The organism is Colwellia sp. PAMC 20917, from assembly GCF_001767295.1.
Lineage (GTDB): Bacteria > Pseudomonadota > Gammaproteobacteria > Enterobacterales > Alteromonadaceae > Colwellia_A.
Genome location: NZ_CP014944.1, coordinates 3,330,167 through 3,345,685 on the forward strand (window position 1 = coordinate 3,330,167; position 15,519 = coordinate 3,345,685).

The window sequence follows — 15,519 nt, forward strand, 5'->3', positions numbered from 1 at the left end:
AATAGTCGCTATTTCAAATAATAAGTCAAATTGAGAAACATTTATACTATTCGAATAAAAGGCCATATCCAAACTACTTCAATAGATGTCATAAATCCATAATTATAGTGAGGTAGTGACATTACTTTCAGCCTAGAGGCTGTCTCCACTTTAAATAACGTTGACCAATTGAACTCATAGCTATGAGCTGCCTTTAGTTACTGAAAAGCTAATGTCGGCTTATGGCTAATCAGTGACCTTAAGAACAAACCAGAGTTAATGTCAGGAATGCGCACAAAGTGATCGTTAAAAAGTGAACGCAGAATGACTGCTATGGTGGCTTTGTTGACTATCAAGATGAAGGTAGAACAACGTCTAATGAACACTAAAAACAGCTCAAAAATCTATCGATGTTAACTATATTCGTATCAAAGTGAACATAAAACAGGGTTGTTTTGGCCAGTAAATTAGATCAGGTTTGTGGTATCTACTGCGCTTAGGGTTAAATTCTATAAATTAACTATTTCAAAGTTTAGTTAAATTTTTTGAAAGGTACTCTTGGCACTTAAACGTAATAAGTCCAGTTTCCAACTTTATTAAACTTCTACATATATCTACACCGGCTAATTATGCCGTTGATTTGTTGGGTGGTTCAGTACCACCGTATACTAACAATAAATTATTGTTTAAAATTTATGCAAAGTGATATTTGTGAAATAAGTAATGATTCATATAGGAAAAATAAAGAAAGATTTGAGAAAATAATGACAATACCTAAAGTGTTAATAAGGTCTTAACGCGTTCGTTAATCAATAAAGGTTAGCGTGTTAGGTGGGCTAGTGTCTAAGTTACAAAGGTAACTTTTGGTTGGTCTTGGTTATTGGGTACTATGCCTTCAATAAAGCCTTGAACAAGCGCGAAAATATTTGTTGATGGTGCATTAGCACTTTTAGACGTTACGACGACAGAAACGAGTTTTTGCGACCGACAACCAACAAACCCACAAATATCAAAAAAATAGAGTTACAGGTAAGTTATTTGAAAGTTAGTTATGGATTTATCAGCAAGGTAATGAATTATTTTTTCATCTGCTTTTACCGCGTCAATTGCAATAGAATTAGCTTGGCAGTGATTTGAAATCGATAAAAGAAGTATCAATACTATAATTTTTGTCATTGATAACCTTTCCTTTATCGATTTTTAAGCAAACTGACTATTAAGAGCGAGCCGTTACTTCTAATAAATGATAACCAAATTGCGTTTTTACTGGTCCTTGAACCGTGTTTAAATCAGCAGTGAAAACCACTTCATCAAATTCTGGTACCATTTGACCACGGCCAAATGATCCTAAATCTCCACCTTGCATTTTTGAAGGACAGTTTGAGTGCTCCTGCGCTACAACCGCAAAATCTGCTCCATCTTCGATTTGTGCTTTAAGCGTTAAACATTGCTCTTCTGTATCTACTAATAAATGACGTGCTGATGCTTGTGACATGTTGCTTCCTATATGATGGTGTAAATTAATCCTCTAACTTTACCGTATCTTTGGAAAAAATTAAAGAAATCGATGGATTGAATTAATATTCATCAACTTTATACTCGGTTTATCGATTAAAATGTCTAATTAAAAATAAATTTATACTTTTGTCATTGGGTCCTTATTTTGTGTTTGTTAAATCATAATCGTTTTATTTAATTGTGATGTGATAAATTAATCGTCATTACCCTTTGGACTTTGCCTTATGTTTTTACCTAATCTTAAGCATTTACGCTATTTAATTGCGCTTTACCAAGAACAAAATTTTCATCGAGCAGCCAGTGCATGCTTTGTTAGTCAGTCAACCTTAAGTAGCGCTATTCTAAAATTAGAAGAACAGCTAAATTGTCAATTAATTGAACGTGACAACAAGTCTTTTTTATTTACGACTCAGGGCATTGAAGTTGTTGAAAAATCGCGACAGTTATTAGTCTCGGCCAACGAATTAGTCAGCTTTGCAAAACAACAAGGTAGCGAGTATACCGGGACTGTACGTATTGGTTGTATTCCAACGATTGCGCCATTTCTCTTAACTGATTTTGTGCGCGCCTGCCAAAGTAAACTTCCTGATTTAGCCTTGTTTTTACGTGAAGATACCACTGAAAACTTAATGAATATGCTTAATAATGGTGAAATAGATGTGTTGATTCTAGCGTTGCCAATAGCAGTAAATAACTTTCATTGTCGATTAGTAGGTAAAGACAGGTTTTTTATGGCAGGTAATAAAACGCTAGTAGAGACTTTTCAACAAACAGACAGTTATAAACATTTACCGGAACAGAGTATTTTCTTATTATCATCAGAGCATTGCCTTACTGAACATGCCTTGTCAGCATGTAAACTTGCTGATAAATCGCGTATTCATTCTTTTTCTGCGTCAAGCTTGTCAACATTGGTACAGATGACCGCTTTTCATCAAGGCTTTACTTTTTTGCCTGAAATGGCGGTAAAGAAAAATATCGGGGAAAATGAGGGGTTAACCATAGCACCGTTAGATCAAGATTATTATCGAGAAATTGGTGTGCTATGGCGAAAAACGTCAATGAGAAATGTTTTATATAACCAATTGTCAGCGGTGATAACTGACTTATTAATTTAATTCATCAAGCTAACTATTTGATAATTCAGCTCAAGGTAACGATTTATTGAACAATAGCTAAACCATTATTTGCTGGCCAAACTTATCGGAGCCAAAGGGCAGTCTAGTGGCTATATTTTATTTATTATCGGTGTGGGTGTTGGCTAATTAGAGAATGCTTTATTTTAATGTTATTACACCTTATCAGGGAGATACCGGTACATTAATCGTTATGGGCGTATTTTTTATCACCGCTTATTTTTCTTTTAAAACGCCAAGATGTTTTACTCATAATAAAGCCTAAAGCCTAAAGCATCACCTTAGACTTTATAACTGGGCTGCTATTCTGCTTGGCTAAAAACCATATTAATGTAATCAACCATGCCAACAATTTCATTGTTTGCAACAACGGGCGCTAAGTGAATGCTAAAGCGTTCAAATAACCGAGCGCAATATCTTACATCCATATTTGGATCAACACTTAATATAGGTTTTGCCATTATTTCATATAAGTTTACCCGGTCGGGCGAACGGTCTTTTGCTAAGACTTCTTTCGCGATATCAGCAAGCATCACTAAACCGTATTCATCTTGTGGATTACGCTTATTGATAATTAAGGCATTAACATTATGCTTTTTTGCTAATTTAATACCTTCAGCAACAGTCATCATGCCATCAGCGAATTGATAGTTATCAGTGGTCATTGCATCTTTAACTTGTACTAATTTATGGATCATAGTTCTTCCTCAACTTTACCTTTTAAGCGTTCTACTTGATGAGCTACGCCAACAGCATCTTCGACATTTAGTTGAATCGCAATACCTTTACCCGGGTCTTGGTCAAACCCTGCGATTTTACTGATCCGTTCTAGAATTTTTCTGGATAAATGTTCTTCAACGACAAAAAGTAATACGTCTCTTTGTGTCTCAAGTTGCATACCAAAAAAGGTTCTTTGGCGTTTAATACCTTCACCTCTAGCATTATTTATTATCGTTGCGCCAGTGGCTCCAGCCATTCTGGCGCCTTTCATAACTTCGTCTGTTACACCGTCGTCAACAAATGCGACAATTAGTTTGAATTGCATGTGATCACCTGTTTAATTTATCTTGTCTTGAGCTTTTTGAGAGCTGTTGTTTTTTTCTTAAACTACGCTTATTAATATTAATTCGTTTTCTTTTTTTACTTTTTTGTTCGATTTGTTGGGCTTTTGCTTGGGTTAATTGTGCATAAGCCATTACAGCAATAATAGGAAATAAACTGGCAAAAGCGATTAAGCCAAAACCATCAATCAGTGGACTACGTCCTGGAATGGTACTGGCTAAACCTAAGCCTAAAGCCGCAACTAAAGGGACTGTGACTGTTGACGTGGTTACACCACCAGAGTCGTAAGCAAGAGGTACAATTAGCTTAGGACAAAAAAAAGTTTGAATAACGACAACGATATAACCAGAAATAATATAGTAATGAATAGGATGACCAACCACGATACGATAGCTACCAAGGGCGATACCGATAGCAACACCAATCGCCACAGATATTCGTAAACTATTGGCTTTTATGGCTCCACCAGAAACTTCTTCTGCCTTTATTGCTACAGCAATCAATGACGGCTCAGCAATTGTGGTACTAAAACCTATTGCAGCTGCAAAAATATATACCCAGAAGTAATCTGACCAATGAATGTGAGTTAATACCTGTTCGCCAGTATGGATAAATTCTGGCGCTGTTAATTGTGTTGCCATCATTTTGCCTAAAGGAAATAAAGCTTTTTCTAGGCCCAGTAAAAATAAAGCTAAACCAATTAAAACATAAATAAAACCAAAGCCGACTTGTTTGATATGTGGAATGGGTTTGCGGATCACTAATAGTTGGAAACCTAAAATAATTGACAGTATTGGCAGTACGTCAATAATGGTGTTTTTTAAAGTAATTAAAAACTCAAAAAGTAAAGCCATTAATTGATCACCATGCCGTAAATCATCACAAAAACCATTGGGGTTAAAGAAGCCAAAGCGATTAAGCCAAAACCATCGGTCATCGGGTTTCTACCTTTTATTGCCGAAGCTAAACCAACGCCCAGTGCAGTGACTAAGGGGACGGTAATGGTTGATGTAGTCACGCCACCTGAATCGTAAGCAATACCGATTATCCAACTTGGAGCAATCATAGTCATCATCACTACAAGTACATAGCCTCCCAAGATGAGGTATTGAATTGGCCAGCCACGTATAATACGTAATACACCAATCACAATGGCAAGCCCTACGGCAAATGCAACAGTAAAACGCAGTCCATTTGCATAGGAAATTTGTGCGGCTAAAGTATCTTTTATAATGCCACCAGAGGCTGCCACACTTGCTGCTTCTTTAGCTACAGCAATTAACGAAGGCTCGGCAACGGTTGTGCCAAAGCCCAGGCAAAAAGCGAAGGTAAGTAACCAACTAATACTGCCTTTTTTTGCAAAGGCTTGTGCCATAGATTCGCCAATGGGAAATAGTCCCATTTCTAGGCCATAAATAAAAAATGTCAGGCCGAGTACAACTAATGCTAAACCTACTAAAATATCACCAATATTTGGCATGTGTTGTTGGAGAACAGCAAATTGAAAAAAAGCGATCACTAAAATTATTGGCAGTAAGTCTTTACAACTACCGAGTAATGCTTTTAAAAAAACCATAAGTTGTTGATTCATATAAATAGTCTTTTAGCGGGTTTAGGGTATTATATAAAATGCACAAAGTATTACTTTGTGCTGAATCAAACTAATTGTTTATTTAAATTTAAGCTAAGTACAACGGATTAACCTTATATAAAATCACAGTGTAGATTAACATTGTTAGGGTTTTCAATTATCTGTGCTAGAGTCATACTTTGATATATAAAGATTCGTGACTGGCTAAAGTAATTAACGCTTAGTTGGTAGCCTTATTATATTTTACAAGTATCACTATTAATCACTAAGCGAGCAATAACATGAAAAAAACATCAATAGTATCCTGTGCAATATTTACTGTGTTATTTAGCATCTCAAATGCTTTTGGCGCGGTTATCCCTTCAAGCAATGTTATTCAACAGCAGCAAAGTTTGTATAACACCGAACAAGTTTTAAGCTTACTTGATGGTGCAGAAGTTCAAGAAAAGTTAGTTTCTTTGGGGGTTAATGTTGCCGATGCTCGAACTCGAGTGGCTAATATGACAGAACAAGAACTCAATACTTTTAATTCAACCCTAAACGATATGCCTGCTGCTAGAGGAGTTGTTGGTACTATAGTCACTGTGCTAGTGGTTTTAGCTGTTTTGGATGTAATGGGTATAACTGATGTTTATTCATTCATTAGACCCATAAATTAAATTATAGGTGTTAAATTATACCTTTTGTAAAGCTGGCCTATTGGTCAGCTTTTTGTTTTTAGCTAATGGCTGTGCAACGCCACCGCAAAGCAAGGCGCTCTTGGCTTCACCGCCTGACATTGCCGCTAAACATCAAATTAGCAACGTACCTTTCTTCCCCCAGCAAGATTTTTTTTGTGGTCCTGCAACGCTGTCTGAAGTTTTTAATTATTATGGGGTGGAAAAAGATCAACAAAGCTTAGCGGCTGAGTTATTTGTTCCAAAGTTAAAAGGTAGCTTTCAAATTGAGATGGTTGCTGCTGCTCGTCAATCTGGTTTTGTTGCTTATGCACAAGAAGGTAATTTGGCTCAGTTATTGTCGTTAGTTAGCGAAGATATTCCTGTTGTTGTTTTGCAAAATGTCTCAACGCCTTGGTATCCGATGTGGCATTATGCTGTGGTTACCGGTTATGACTTAAAAAAACAACTTATTACCCTGCATTCGGGGGACCTTGCTAATAGAATTGCTGAGTTTAGTGTTTTTGAAAGAACATGGGCTAGAGGTAAATACTGGCTTTTAGCTGCGCTCCCCCCAACTAAAGCGAGTCAGTATTTGAAGCCATTCATTTATACGCGCGCAGCCCAAGATTTAATTTCAGTAGGGAAAAGCTCAGCAGGCATAACAGCGCTTACCCAGGCAACCAAGCAATGGCCCGATTATTGGCTACCTTATTTTTTATTGGGTAATTACTTTTTAAGCCACGATGTAAAACAAGCAAATTTTTGGTATCAACAAGGCTATAAATTAGCAACACAAGAGTCTGCTTACCTCAATAATTATGCTTATGCATTAAATGCGGTAGGCTGTAACCAATTGGCAAAACAAACGATTGAACAAGCCTTAATACTCGCACCGAAAGACGCTAACATTATTGATAGCCAACAAGCTATTTATCAAAGTAAAGAAACAGCACAATGTTCGATGTCATCTGTTTCACTGCATTAATGAGTTTCGCTTTTTCATGAACCCGTTAAATTTTGTTAAAATTAATACTAATACTATGCGAACAAGGAGACCTATTAGTAACAAATTTGCCCCCTTAGTATTAGTACCGCTCAGTATTAGTTCACCCTAGTGCCAATCCAAGTAGGGGGTACTAGTGGGGATCACTTAAATAGTATGGTTGCTTTTTCTTTTGGTAATAAGGCGTCTGGCCGTTCTACCCGATAAAGACCATTAGTGTGCTTTTTTAATAACCAGAGACCTTCATTACCTATTTCTAAAACAACATCAGTACTCTTTAACATACCATTAGTTGTGAAAGGTGGGAGTTCTATTAAAATACTCTGTTGACTCGGTGATAGCCCTTTAAATACCTGTTCGATATAAATAGCACCCACACGAATAACTTGTTTGTTTGTAAGTGTTATATTTTGTTTAAGTATTAGCTTTCCTGTTACGGCGACATTAGAAGTTTTAATAAGCGCTTGCGAGCTTAAAAATATTTGATCGCCATGAGCGACAAACGAATTTAGTAGCATAAATAAAAAAAGTAAACACGTACGTAGCTTAGTATAAAAGACTATTTTTTTTTGTACTATAGAACTATTTTTTAATAAAATAAAAGTCACCACTAATATTTTTTCTTTTTACAACAAGCATAAGTAAGGCACTTAGCAATAACAAAATAGTGCTTGGCTCTGGAATAGCGGCGATTTGAATATCTCGAAGACCTACTCTCGTTATTAAAGTATCGAAATTTCTATTAGAGAATGCACGGTCTAGTACTCGTTGCTCGTTTGGCATAGACGGTTGTGAAGCACCTGTTGCCATCAAACCATAATCCGACTCACCGGGGTTAAGTTCTTTTCCCCCTGAATGTGATAAGAAAAGAGAATGGCCAATTTCATGTGATGCTGTACCGGCTATCAGATTAATCAGTTCTTTATTATTAGTGGCATAGCGGGCTAAGTCTGTTGCTATATTATTGGTAAAAATTGAACCAATAACCTTCCCTTGCAAATACGATGTTAAAGCACATCCTGAGCAGGCATGACCTAAATATGACTCTCCACTGGTTACGTTACCGAATCGGAAATACAAGAACTCATTATCGCCATTACTTGGGCCTGAACCTATTGTGCCAACTTCGAAATTAATATTTAGCTCTTTGCCAGCCGATAAACCAGCATAGCTATAACCAAAGAAGTCATTGCTGATCGCCGAGGATATATTGTTAATCACGTCATTTAATCCCATGTTACTAAAGCCATAGATAGATTCATCAAAAGCATTAGTCTTGGCGCTATAGATATCAGTTGAGTTGATAGTCGTGAAGTCTAAAATGATCGTGGTTGCTACAGATTTTGGCATAAATAATGCCATTGCAGTAACCAATAACAGTAAAGTTAATATTCTTTTTTTTATTATCTGGTGGTTTTGCATGGTAAGCCTTTGTGTTCGCCAAGTTATAAATGAAAAAATTTACTCTCGGAGAGATTGAAAATCAATTAAAGAATGATTGTAGTGCGTTGTATAATACGACCAAGTTGTAGTTATCGCGATGTTATTGGCGATGTTATTATCTAATATAATATCGCGTTATTTTATCGCATAAAAATACCAAGTCCCAGTGTTGTATTGTAAGATCTATCGTTTATTTTGCCGTAAAATGTTGTAAATGTTAATAACTTTATACGTCCATTAATGCCCTGTAATAGTTGTGTTACTTAAAGAATTCTTAACTAGCTGGCTAGTCTTTATTTTATTTGTCATTAAAAGGGTTATGGGTAAATTGACACATAATAGTGCTAGCTGAGCTCTTTTCAAAGACAAGTAAATGGCTTTTAAAATGAGTGATTTCAGCAAGTGCTACTTTAAAGAGCAGATAATAACTCATAGAATTTATCCCTAATTAGAGGCCAACTTAAACGGCAATCTTGTTGCATGTGAAATACTTTAATATTGCGTAAAAAATGACTTTAGCGGTTGTCTATGAAATCATCGTTTAATTGACGAGCAAGTACCAACAGAAGTTTAAATGTATCCGTCAAAAAAGTCATACTAAGACAAATGCTTAGTGCTAATTAAATAATCACAATCACTGTTGGGAATGCTAATAAGCGCCTCCACTAACCATTGGTTATTAAAATACGCTCGATGAGTCACTAAATACATTATTAAGTCGGTAAGTTTGAAGTTATAACTTTCACGGATAACAACAATAAACGGCTAATATTTGTTAGTCGCTTTTTTTTAGCTAATAAACCCTTATAATGTCAGCACACTTGTAAGAGAAGTACTTTATGACCATTGTTTATAAAACCCGAACTCAGTTAGTTGTTGAAACCCTTAGAGAGAAGATCCTCAGTGGCGAAATTCAAGCAGGACAACCTTTACGCCAAGCGGCATTAGCCGAAGAGTTAAATGTTAGTCGAATTCCGGTACGTGAAGCGTTACTACAATTAGAAGCTGAAGGTTTAGTTGCTTTTGAACCGCATAAAGGCGCTACAGCTACCGAGTTAAATGCTAGTCAAGTTGATGAATTATTTGAACTACGGGCTATGTTGGAAGCTGATTTGTTGGCGTCATCAATCCCTCGTCTTACGGTTGAAAAACTTGACGAAGCGACAGAACTTCTTGGGAAATTAGACAAGGCGCTTGGTAAAGAGAATGCTGCTAATACTTGGAGTGAATTAAATTCTGATTACCATAATTGTTTATACTCAGGGGCAAATCGTCCGCAAACACAAGACTTAGTAAATACCTTGAATAAAAATGCAGACCGTTATATTCGCATGCATTTATTATGGGCAGGGGGTATTTCAAAAGCAGAATCTGAACACAATGAATTACTCGCTTTATGTAAAGCAGGTAATATTGAAAAGTCTGTTGCTTTGTTAAAGCAGCATATTTTGGGTTCTCGTGATGAAATAAAAGCGTTCCTTTGTGCAAGAGAGCTCGCAGAAGGATGATATTAATTCAGCCAAACCAATAAAGTAGTGGCAGAGTCTTGTCTGTACTTTATATTGTTGGATAGTAAAACATAACGGCCACTATGTTTATTTGGGGTGTATTAAATCACTTATAATATTTTTTCGTAGAATTTAGTCTGATAATATTAACCATTGAGGCTAAGGTTAACAGTCGATCAGACACGGTAGAGATATTAATTATTCAAAAAATCCTTAGTAAGTTTATCGCGACAGTGTCAGAATATCCCTCATAATACAGTGATTAAATAAAGTATCACTTTCCCATCGTCATCCTGAATGAATTTCAGTATCTATATGACGGCTTTAAGATTTCGAATCTATTTAAAAAAGGACTAAAAATGAGTTTATTAATCACCGGTGGTACTGGATATATCGGTAGTCATACCGTGGTAGAGTTACTTAAATTAGATAAAGATATTATCATCGTTGATAACTTATCAAATTCATCTACCTTAGTCCTTGATCGCGTAAAAGCAATTACGGGGAAAACAGTCACTTTCATTAAAGCTGATATTTGTGATGAAGCAGCGCTCGATGCTGTTTTTGATCAATATAATATCGAAGCAGTTGTGCACTTTGCTGGCTTAAAAGCGGTTGGCGAGTCGAACGAAATACCACTGAGTTACTATCAAAATAATGTTTTAGGCTCTGTTACTTTATTTCAGGTGATGGCTAAACATGGGGTTAAAAATTTAGTTTTTAGCTCATCTGCAACAGTTTATGGTGAGAATAACCCATCACCATTAGATGAAACTATGCCAACCTCTGCGACTAACCCTTATGGTCAAACTAAGTTAATGGTTGAGCATGTACTGTTTGATTTAGCAAAAAGTGATAGTGAATGGTCAATCGCCTGCTTACGTTATTTTAACCCGATTGGTGCACATGAATCAGGGACTATTGGTGAAAACCCTAACGGCATTCCTAATAACTTATTACCCTATGTTGCTCAAGTGGCAGTAGGGCGTTTACCTCAACTACAAGTATTTGGTGATGATTACGACACGCCAGATGGCACAGGTGTTCGTGATTATATTCATGTGGTAGATTTAGCGATTGGTCATGTTAAAGCGTTAGAGAGTTTAAGGAAAATACAAGGTTGTAAAGCCATTAATATCGGTACGGGGAATGGTACGTCGGTATTAGAAATAGTGAATACTTTTGAACAAATTAGTGGTCAAAATATCGCTTATAAAGTTGTACCGCGCCGCGCGGGTGATATTGGCACTGTTTACGCTGATGCATCATTAGCAAACAGCCTATTAGGCTGGCAAGCAACACGTAATTTAAATACTATGATTGCTGATACTTGGCGCTGGCAGTCACAAAACCCCAATGGATTTGAGTAAGTTAACTTATTCAGTAAACCGCAGTTTTAAGCATTGCACATCAAACTAAAAATCACTAAAGTAGCGGCCTTAATTGCCGCTATTTTTTTATGTTTTAATTGGTCTTAATTACACTTATGCACGCTGTACATAAACTTCATCATTATCGTATGAGTCTGAGCACGACGACTTACAAGTCTCGTGGGCAACGTGTTGTACGTTGTGACTTATGTCGTCTAGCAAAACCTCATTGTATTTGTTCATATTCGCCAAAATCTACCAGTAATGCTGGTTTTTTATTATTGATGTATGATACAGAAGTACTAAAACCGAGTAATACAGGCAAGTTAATTGCTGATGTCGTGCCAGATACCTTTGCATTTCTTTGGTCAAGAACCAAAGAAAATAAAGAAATGTTAGCCATTTTAAACGACGAGCAATGGCAACCTTATGTTGTTTTTCCTCAACAATATGCACAGGCTGAACGTGAGGTTTTTTGTAATGAAATGACCATACCTTCAGGTAAAAGACCACTCTTTGTTATGTTGGATGGTTGCTGGCGTGAAGCGAAAAAAATGTTTCGTAAAAGTCCTTACTTGAACCAATTTCCCATTGCTGCTTTTGACCCACATTTACTTGACGAAGCGGCTAATACTTCTCGCTATCAAATACGCATTGCCGAAGAAAACTATCAGTTTGCTACCGCAGAAGTCGCGGCAAAAATGTTAACAATGGCAAAAGAACCGGTCAATGGACAATTATTGGATCAATGGTTTGATATGTTTAGTTATCAATATCAAAAAAGTGTTTGCCAAAAAAATAAAGGTAACCCCAAAGCCTTAGAAGATTATCTTGAGTATACCCAAAAGTACAAGATTGCACTCAAAGATAGTGAATAATACATTGACAATAGCTGGTTACAGCCAGCCTTTTTGTTGAGCTATTCTAGCCGCATCAATACGATTAGTCGCATTGAGCTTTGAGATACATTCTGATAAATAATTTCGAATAGTCCCTTCTGATAAAAAGAGTAATTTAGCAATGTCGTGAGTTGTTTTACCTTCACTTGCCAGTTTCAAAGCTTTACGTTCTTTGTCTGACAATGGGTCAACATCATCAAGGGCCGCAATGGCTAACTCGGGGTCGATTACTTTTTTACCCTGCATTACTTTTCTTAATGCCGCTGACAATTCTTCTGACGGAGTATCCTTAAGTAAAAAGCCTTTTACGCCCATAGTCAGTGCTCGTTTAATATAGCCTGCTCGACCAAAAGTAGTGATGACAACTGTTTTTATGTCAGGGTACTTTTTTGCTGTGATTTGGGCTAATTCTAAGCCACTCATTAAAGGCATTTCAATATCGGTCAATAAAATATCTGTATTATGTTTATCAATGAGTTTTAATGCTTCAACACCATTTTCAGCTTCACCGACAACTTCAATATCTGCTTCTAAATTCAGTAGAGCAGTAAGTGCACCGCGAATAAGTGCTTGATCTTCAGCGATGATCACTCTGATCTTTTTATTAAAACCTTCACTTTTCACTGATGAATACTCCATTAGGCAAGTGGATACTTAATTCAAACCCTTGCTGTATATTTAAAGAAAACTTGCCCTTAAGTTCACTTACCCTTTCTATTATTCCTTTTAATCCGTTACTGAATAAAGGTTTTTTATTTGTTTTCAAGAAATGCGAACCATTGTCGAATATTGTTAAAAGAAGTGTATCTTCTGTTTGCTGAGTTTTTATCAAAACGTGATTGCCATTACTATGGCGGAGAATATTGGTGATAGCTTCTCTTAGTATCAGCAGTAATGAACTTTCAGCTTTTGCTGTTAAATGCTTTAGTGATACTTCTTGTACAACAGTGAAGTTTTTATCAGCTAAACGGGCGACTATTTTGTCGACTTCAACTTGAGGATCTTTAGCTTTATAACCTGAAACCGCTTGTCTTACTTCACTTAAGGTTTCGCGGGTTATTTTTGCGACTTGTGATATTTCATCGATTGATTTTTCTACATGCCCAGCTTTTGCTAGTTTTTCAGCAAGCTCTGCTTTTAAAGCAATAGAAGAAAGTGTGTGGCCTAATAAGTCATGTAAATCTCTGGCTATTCTTTCTCGCTCTGCGACAGTGGCTAATTGTTCTATTTGCTGCTGGCTTCGCTGCTCATTGAGCTTTTGTTCTCGGCTACGACGTTCAGCCAAGCCAAATAAAAAGTTAGGTATGCAAATAAATAGTGCCGGGGTAATAAAAAATCCGTCAGTGAGCTCAAAGCTAAATGCTGTAAGAATAATTAAGCCAATGGTCAGTAATAAACCGACAATACTTTTCGGTGTTGGATAATAGTAGCCAATAAAATAGGTAGCAAAGGCAAAAAATGTGAAGGTACCAGGGTTAAAATAAGTACCGATAAAACTTAACAATAAAATACCGATAATAGGTCGAATAGCCGTCCGCTCATCATGACGTTGACAGTTAATATAAAAATATAAAAAGCCGGTATAAATTAATAACGCCCCTGATATATTTATCACATCGAAATGTTGCCAATTAGACAATAACGGAAAAAAATAAAAAAGTGAGAAAAATAGCGGGATCCAAGTCCATAGCGCTACTTGGTTTTGGGTTAAACTTGGTGCAATAAAAGTACGAGTGTTCATGTTTAGTTCCAATAATTCTTATGATATTAAAGATTAAGGCGTAATATTTATATCATAATTAGTTAAAAACTACAGAGCTTCTCGAAAATTTTAAGAAAAGCGCTGTTGAATTATAAAGGGAAAATCAGCTGTTTTTTTGCAGTAAATTTTTAGCCCAACCATAATTTGGTGATATTTCTACGGCTTTAGCCCAATCAGCCAGAGCTTCGCCCTTATTACCTAACTCCAATTGTGTTAACCCGCGCCATGTGTAAGCTTCTGCAAATCCCCAGTGATACTCAGAATATCGGTCATTATTAAATTCTTTAATCGCATGTGATAAGTCAATTAATGCTTGATGCTTACTACCACCAAACATTGCTGGTGTATTATATTTACTGACACCTTTAATAAGTAATACGCGTGGATTATTAGGTGAAATTTTCTCTGCTGTCGTTAATGCTGTTTGTGCTTTTGGACCTAATTCACTACCGCTCATTGGTTGAAAAGCAATACGCAAGCCGTAAACCTGTGCTAATAAAGCCCAGCTTTCATTGTCTTGTTTGTCAATTTTTACCAGTTTAATTAATTGCTCAGTGGCTAGCGTTAACGCGTTAGTAGCCTTGTCTTGCTGTTGAACAAAGCTGTAATTTAATCCTAAACGATAATTTGCTAGCGCTTGGTCATAACCCTGGCTATTTTCTTTAATAGAGATTAATTGGGTTAAGTTTAATTCCATTGAGGCATTTTCAATAGCGGTAATGGTTTGCTGATCTGCTTGCACTTGAGTACTGAGTATTAATGAAGTACTCAATACCCATTTAAGTAATGTTGTTTTCATGATGTTCTCGCTTATATTTTATTTAAAGTAAAAGGGCGTTTTGCGGGTCCCCTCTTGGCGAAAACAAGTATTTCAAACATCTCGCCTCAGTATCAGGGAACTTTGTCATGAGTTAACATGACAAATGTCATTATTCGTTTTGGTATTAACTGTTTTGGTATTAATTGTTTCGGTATTCACTGTTTCGGTATATAATGCGACCGCGAATTTAATGAGGGTAAGTTATGAGAATATGTGGTGTTGAATTAAAAGGTAATGATGCAATTATTTGTATTATGTCACGTGAAAACGGTTTGTATGATATTCCGCAAACACGCGTGCAAAAAATATCTTTAGTAGATGCAGGTGATTCCGAAGCAGTACAACACTTCCAATTTACCTTTGCTAAATTGATGGAAGACTATCACGTTGATAAAGTTGTTATCCGTGGTCGTGCTTTAAAAGGTAAATTTTCTGGTGGACCGATCGGCTTTAAATTAGAAGCGTGTATTCAACTTATAAAAGAACTACAAGTAGAAATTATTGCGGGTAGTTTTGTTAAGAAAACCCTGGTAAGAAGTCAAATAGATATTGATTTTCGTGATACCGGCTTGAAGCAATATCAAGAGCCTGCCTTTGATACCGTTTTTGCTTTTTTTGAAAGTGACCCTTACATGAAGTAAGTGTTTCTTTTAGTTGAAGCTGATAAAAACCCCACTAAGTTTTCACTTACTGGGGTTTTTACGTTTACGACGAACAGTATGATGTGATGCTAACAGCCTGATTAATATCCTCCAAATGTGCTAACAGA

The 15,519-nt window shown here is 36.4% G+C and carries 18 protein-coding genes; 7 read left to right on the forward strand and 11 right to left on the reverse strand.

The window, feature by feature from the left end:
• Positions 1-1,195: 1,195 nt before the first annotated feature.
• Positions 1,196-1,474 (reverse strand): peptidylprolyl isomerase, encoded by a 279-nt coding sequence (locus A3Q34_RS14255; RefSeq protein WP_070375959.1) that lies wholly within the window; start codon positions 1,472-1,474, stop codon positions 1,196-1,198.
• A 247-nt stretch (positions 1,475-1,721) separates the two neighbouring features.
• On the opposite strand from A3Q34_RS14255, the gene A3Q34_RS14260 reads away from it, so the two are divergent.
• Entirely contained in the window at positions 1,722-2,615 is an 894-nt protein-coding gene (locus tag A3Q34_RS14260) for a hydrogen peroxide-inducible genes activator (protein ID WP_070375960.1), read from the forward strand.
• Between the two features lie 320 nt (positions 2,616-2,935).
• Here the strand turns inward: A3Q34_RS14260 and A3Q34_RS14265 are convergent, their stop codons facing one another.
• Genes A3Q34_RS14265 through A3Q34_RS14280 form a run of 4 tightly spaced genes read right to left on the reverse strand, consistent with a single transcriptional unit; the run spans position 2,936 to position 5,286 of the window.
• Positions 2,936-3,331: a CBS domain-containing protein gene (locus A3Q34_RS14265; protein ID WP_070375961.1), complete on the reverse strand. Its 396-nt coding sequence runs from the start codon at positions 3,329-3,331 to the stop codon at positions 2,936-2,938.
• Entirely contained in the window at positions 3,328-3,678 is a 351-nt protein-coding gene (locus A3Q34_RS14270) for a P-II family nitrogen regulator (protein ID WP_070375962.1), read from the reverse strand. The genes A3Q34_RS14265 and A3Q34_RS14270 overlap by 4 nt, the downstream gene beginning before the upstream one ends.
• Positions 3,679-3,682: 4 nt before the next feature.
• Positions 3,683-4,549 carry a DUF1538 domain-containing protein gene (locus A3Q34_RS14275; RefSeq protein WP_070375963.1) on the reverse strand — a complete coding sequence of 289 codons (867 nt, stop codon included), beginning with the start codon at positions 4,547-4,549 and terminating at the stop codon, positions 3,683-3,685.
• Positions 4,549-5,286, reverse strand: coding sequence for a DUF1538 domain-containing protein (locus A3Q34_RS14280; protein WP_070375964.1), 738 nt, complete (start codon positions 5,284-5,286; stop codon positions 4,549-4,551). The genes A3Q34_RS14275 and A3Q34_RS14280 overlap by 1 nt, the downstream gene beginning before the upstream one ends.
• A 281-nt stretch (positions 5,287-5,567) precedes the next feature.
• On the opposite strand from A3Q34_RS14280, the gene A3Q34_RS14285 reads away from it, so the two are divergent.
• Both A3Q34_RS14285 and A3Q34_RS14290 read left to right on the forward strand, forming a co-directional pair.
• Complete coding sequence (locus A3Q34_RS14285; RefSeq protein WP_070375965.1) at positions 5,568-5,945, forward strand: PA2779 family protein; 378 nt, start codon at positions 5,568-5,570, stop codon at positions 5,943-5,945.
• Positions 5,946-5,997: 52 nt separating this feature from the next.
• Positions 5,998-6,930, forward strand: a complete 933-nt coding sequence (locus A3Q34_RS14290; protein ID WP_231907362.1) for a PA2778 family cysteine peptidase — start codon at positions 5,998-6,000, stop codon at positions 6,928-6,930.
• A gap of 161 nt (positions 6,931-7,091) precedes the next feature.
• Here the strand turns inward: A3Q34_RS14290 and A3Q34_RS14295 are convergent, their stop codons facing one another.
• The 3 genes from A3Q34_RS14295 to A3Q34_RS21110 all read right to left on the reverse strand — a co-directional run bounded on the left by A3Q34_RS14295 (position 7,092) and on the right by A3Q34_RS21110 (position 8,824).
• Positions 7,092-7,466 (reverse strand): hypothetical protein, encoded by a 375-nt coding sequence (locus A3Q34_RS14295; protein WP_157471002.1) that lies wholly within the window; start codon positions 7,464-7,466, stop codon positions 7,092-7,094.
• 64 nt (positions 7,467-7,530) lie between these two features.
• Positions 7,531-8,370, reverse strand: coding sequence for a PEP-CTERM sorting domain-containing protein (locus A3Q34_RS14300; RefSeq protein WP_070375968.1), 840 nt, complete (start codon positions 8,368-8,370; stop codon positions 7,531-7,533).
• A gap of 319 nt (positions 8,371-8,689) precedes the next feature.
• Positions 8,690-8,824, reverse strand: a complete 135-nt coding sequence (locus A3Q34_RS21110) for a hypothetical protein (protein ID WP_269447155.1) — start codon at positions 8,822-8,824, stop codon at positions 8,690-8,692.
• A gap of 406 nt (positions 8,825-9,230) precedes the next feature.
• Here A3Q34_RS21110 and A3Q34_RS14305 point away from each other — a divergent pair, with 406 nt between their 5' ends.
• From A3Q34_RS14305 to A3Q34_RS14315, 3 genes are all read left to right on the forward strand, one after another.
• On the forward strand, positions 9,231-9,899 hold the full coding sequence (locus tag A3Q34_RS14305) for a GntR family transcriptional regulator (RefSeq protein ID WP_070375969.1): 669 nt from the start codon (positions 9,231-9,233) through the stop codon (positions 9,897-9,899).
• Positions 9,900-10,258: 359 nt separating this feature from the next.
• Positions 10,259-11,269 carry a UDP-glucose 4-epimerase GalE gene (gene galE, locus A3Q34_RS14310; RefSeq protein ID WP_070375970.1) on the forward strand — a complete coding sequence of 337 codons (1,011 nt, stop codon included), beginning with the start codon at positions 10,259-10,261 and terminating at the stop codon, positions 11,267-11,269.
• A gap of 116 nt (positions 11,270-11,385) precedes the next feature.
• A complete protein-coding gene (locus A3Q34_RS14315; protein WP_070375971.1) occupies positions 11,386-12,147 on the forward strand; it encodes a tRNA-uridine aminocarboxypropyltransferase in 762 nt (253 codons plus the stop codon).
• A gap of 18 nt (positions 12,148-12,165) precedes the next feature.
• Here A3Q34_RS14315 and A3Q34_RS14320 read toward each other — a convergent pair whose 3' ends face one another.
• From A3Q34_RS14320 to A3Q34_RS14330, 3 genes are all read right to left on the reverse strand, one after another.
• The gene (locus A3Q34_RS14320; protein ID WP_231907480.1) at positions 12,166-12,765 is read right to left on the reverse strand and encodes a response regulator transcription factor; all 600 of its coding nucleotides are present in this window, start codon (positions 12,763-12,765) and stop codon (positions 12,166-12,168) included.
• A gap of 16 nt (positions 12,766-12,781) precedes the next feature.
• Positions 12,782-13,909, reverse strand: coding sequence for a sensor histidine kinase (locus tag A3Q34_RS14325; RefSeq protein WP_070375973.1), 1,128 nt, complete (start codon positions 13,907-13,909; stop codon positions 12,782-12,784).
• A 124-nt stretch (positions 13,910-14,033) separates the two neighbouring features.
• Complete coding sequence (locus A3Q34_RS14330; protein WP_070375974.1) at positions 14,034-14,729, reverse strand: tetratricopeptide repeat protein; 696 nt, start codon at positions 14,727-14,729, stop codon at positions 14,034-14,036.
• Positions 14,730-14,953: 224 nt separating this feature from the next.
• On the opposite strand from A3Q34_RS14330, the gene A3Q34_RS14335 reads away from it, so the two are divergent.
• Positions 14,954-15,391, forward strand: a complete 438-nt coding sequence (locus A3Q34_RS14335; RefSeq protein ID WP_070375975.1) for a DUF3010 family protein — start codon at positions 14,954-14,956, stop codon at positions 15,389-15,391.
• The last annotated feature ends 128 nt before the right edge of the window (positions 15,392-15,519 follow it).

Bases quoted from the DNA above. Each gene is read 5' to 3' on its own strand.
- A3Q34_RS14255 (WP_070375959.1), bottom strand. From the start codon at position 1,474: ATGTCACAAGCATCAGCACGTCATTTATTAGTAGATACAGAAGAGCAA.
- A3Q34_RS14260 (WP_070375960.1), top strand. From the start codon at position 1,722: ATGTTTTTACCTAATCTTAAGCATTTACGCTATTTAATTGCGCTTTAC.
- A3Q34_RS14265 (WP_070375961.1), bottom strand. From the start codon at position 3,331: ATGATCCATAAATTAGTACAAGTTAAAGATGCAATGACCACTGATAAC.
- A3Q34_RS14270 (WP_070375962.1), bottom strand. From the start codon at position 3,678: ATGCAATTCAAACTAATTGTCGCATTTGTTGACGACGGTGTAACAGAC.
- A3Q34_RS14275 (WP_070375963.1), bottom strand. From the start codon at position 4,549: ATGGCTTTACTTTTTGAGTTTTTAATTACTTTAAAAAACACCATTATT.
- A3Q34_RS14280 (WP_070375964.1), bottom strand. From the start codon at position 5,286: ATGAATCAACAACTTATGGTTTTTTTAAAAGCATTACTCGGTAGTTGT.
- A3Q34_RS14285 (WP_070375965.1), top strand. From the start codon at position 5,568: ATGAAAAAAACATCAATAGTATCCTGTGCAATATTTACTGTGTTATTT.
- A3Q34_RS14295 (WP_157471002.1), bottom strand. From the start codon at position 7,466: ATGCTACTAAATTCGTTTGTCGCTCATGGCGATCAAATATTTTTAAGC.
- A3Q34_RS14300 (WP_070375968.1), bottom strand. From the start codon at position 8,370: ATGCAAAACCACCAGATAATAAAAAAAAGAATATTAACTTTACTGTTA.
- A3Q34_RS21110 (WP_269447155.1), bottom strand. From the start codon at position 8,824: ATGAGTTATTATCTGCTCTTTAAAGTAGCACTTGCTGAAATCACTCAT.
- A3Q34_RS14305 (WP_070375969.1), top strand. From the start codon at position 9,231: ATGACCATTGTTTATAAAACCCGAACTCAGTTAGTTGTTGAAACCCTT.
- galE (WP_070375970.1), top strand. From the start codon at position 10,259: ATGAGTTTATTAATCACCGGTGGTACTGGATATATCGGTAGTCATACC.
- A3Q34_RS14315 (WP_070375971.1), top strand. From the start codon at position 11,386: ATGCACGCTGTACATAAACTTCATCATTATCGTATGAGTCTGAGCACG.
- A3Q34_RS14325 (WP_070375973.1), bottom strand. From the start codon at position 13,909: ATGAACACTCGTACTTTTATTGCACCAAGTTTAACCCAAAACCAAGTA.
- A3Q34_RS14330 (WP_070375974.1), bottom strand. From the start codon at position 14,729: ATGAAAACAACATTACTTAAATGGGTATTGAGTACTTCATTAATACTC.
- A3Q34_RS14335 (WP_070375975.1), top strand. From the start codon at position 14,954: ATGAGAATATGTGGTGTTGAATTAAAAGGTAATGATGCAATTATTTGT.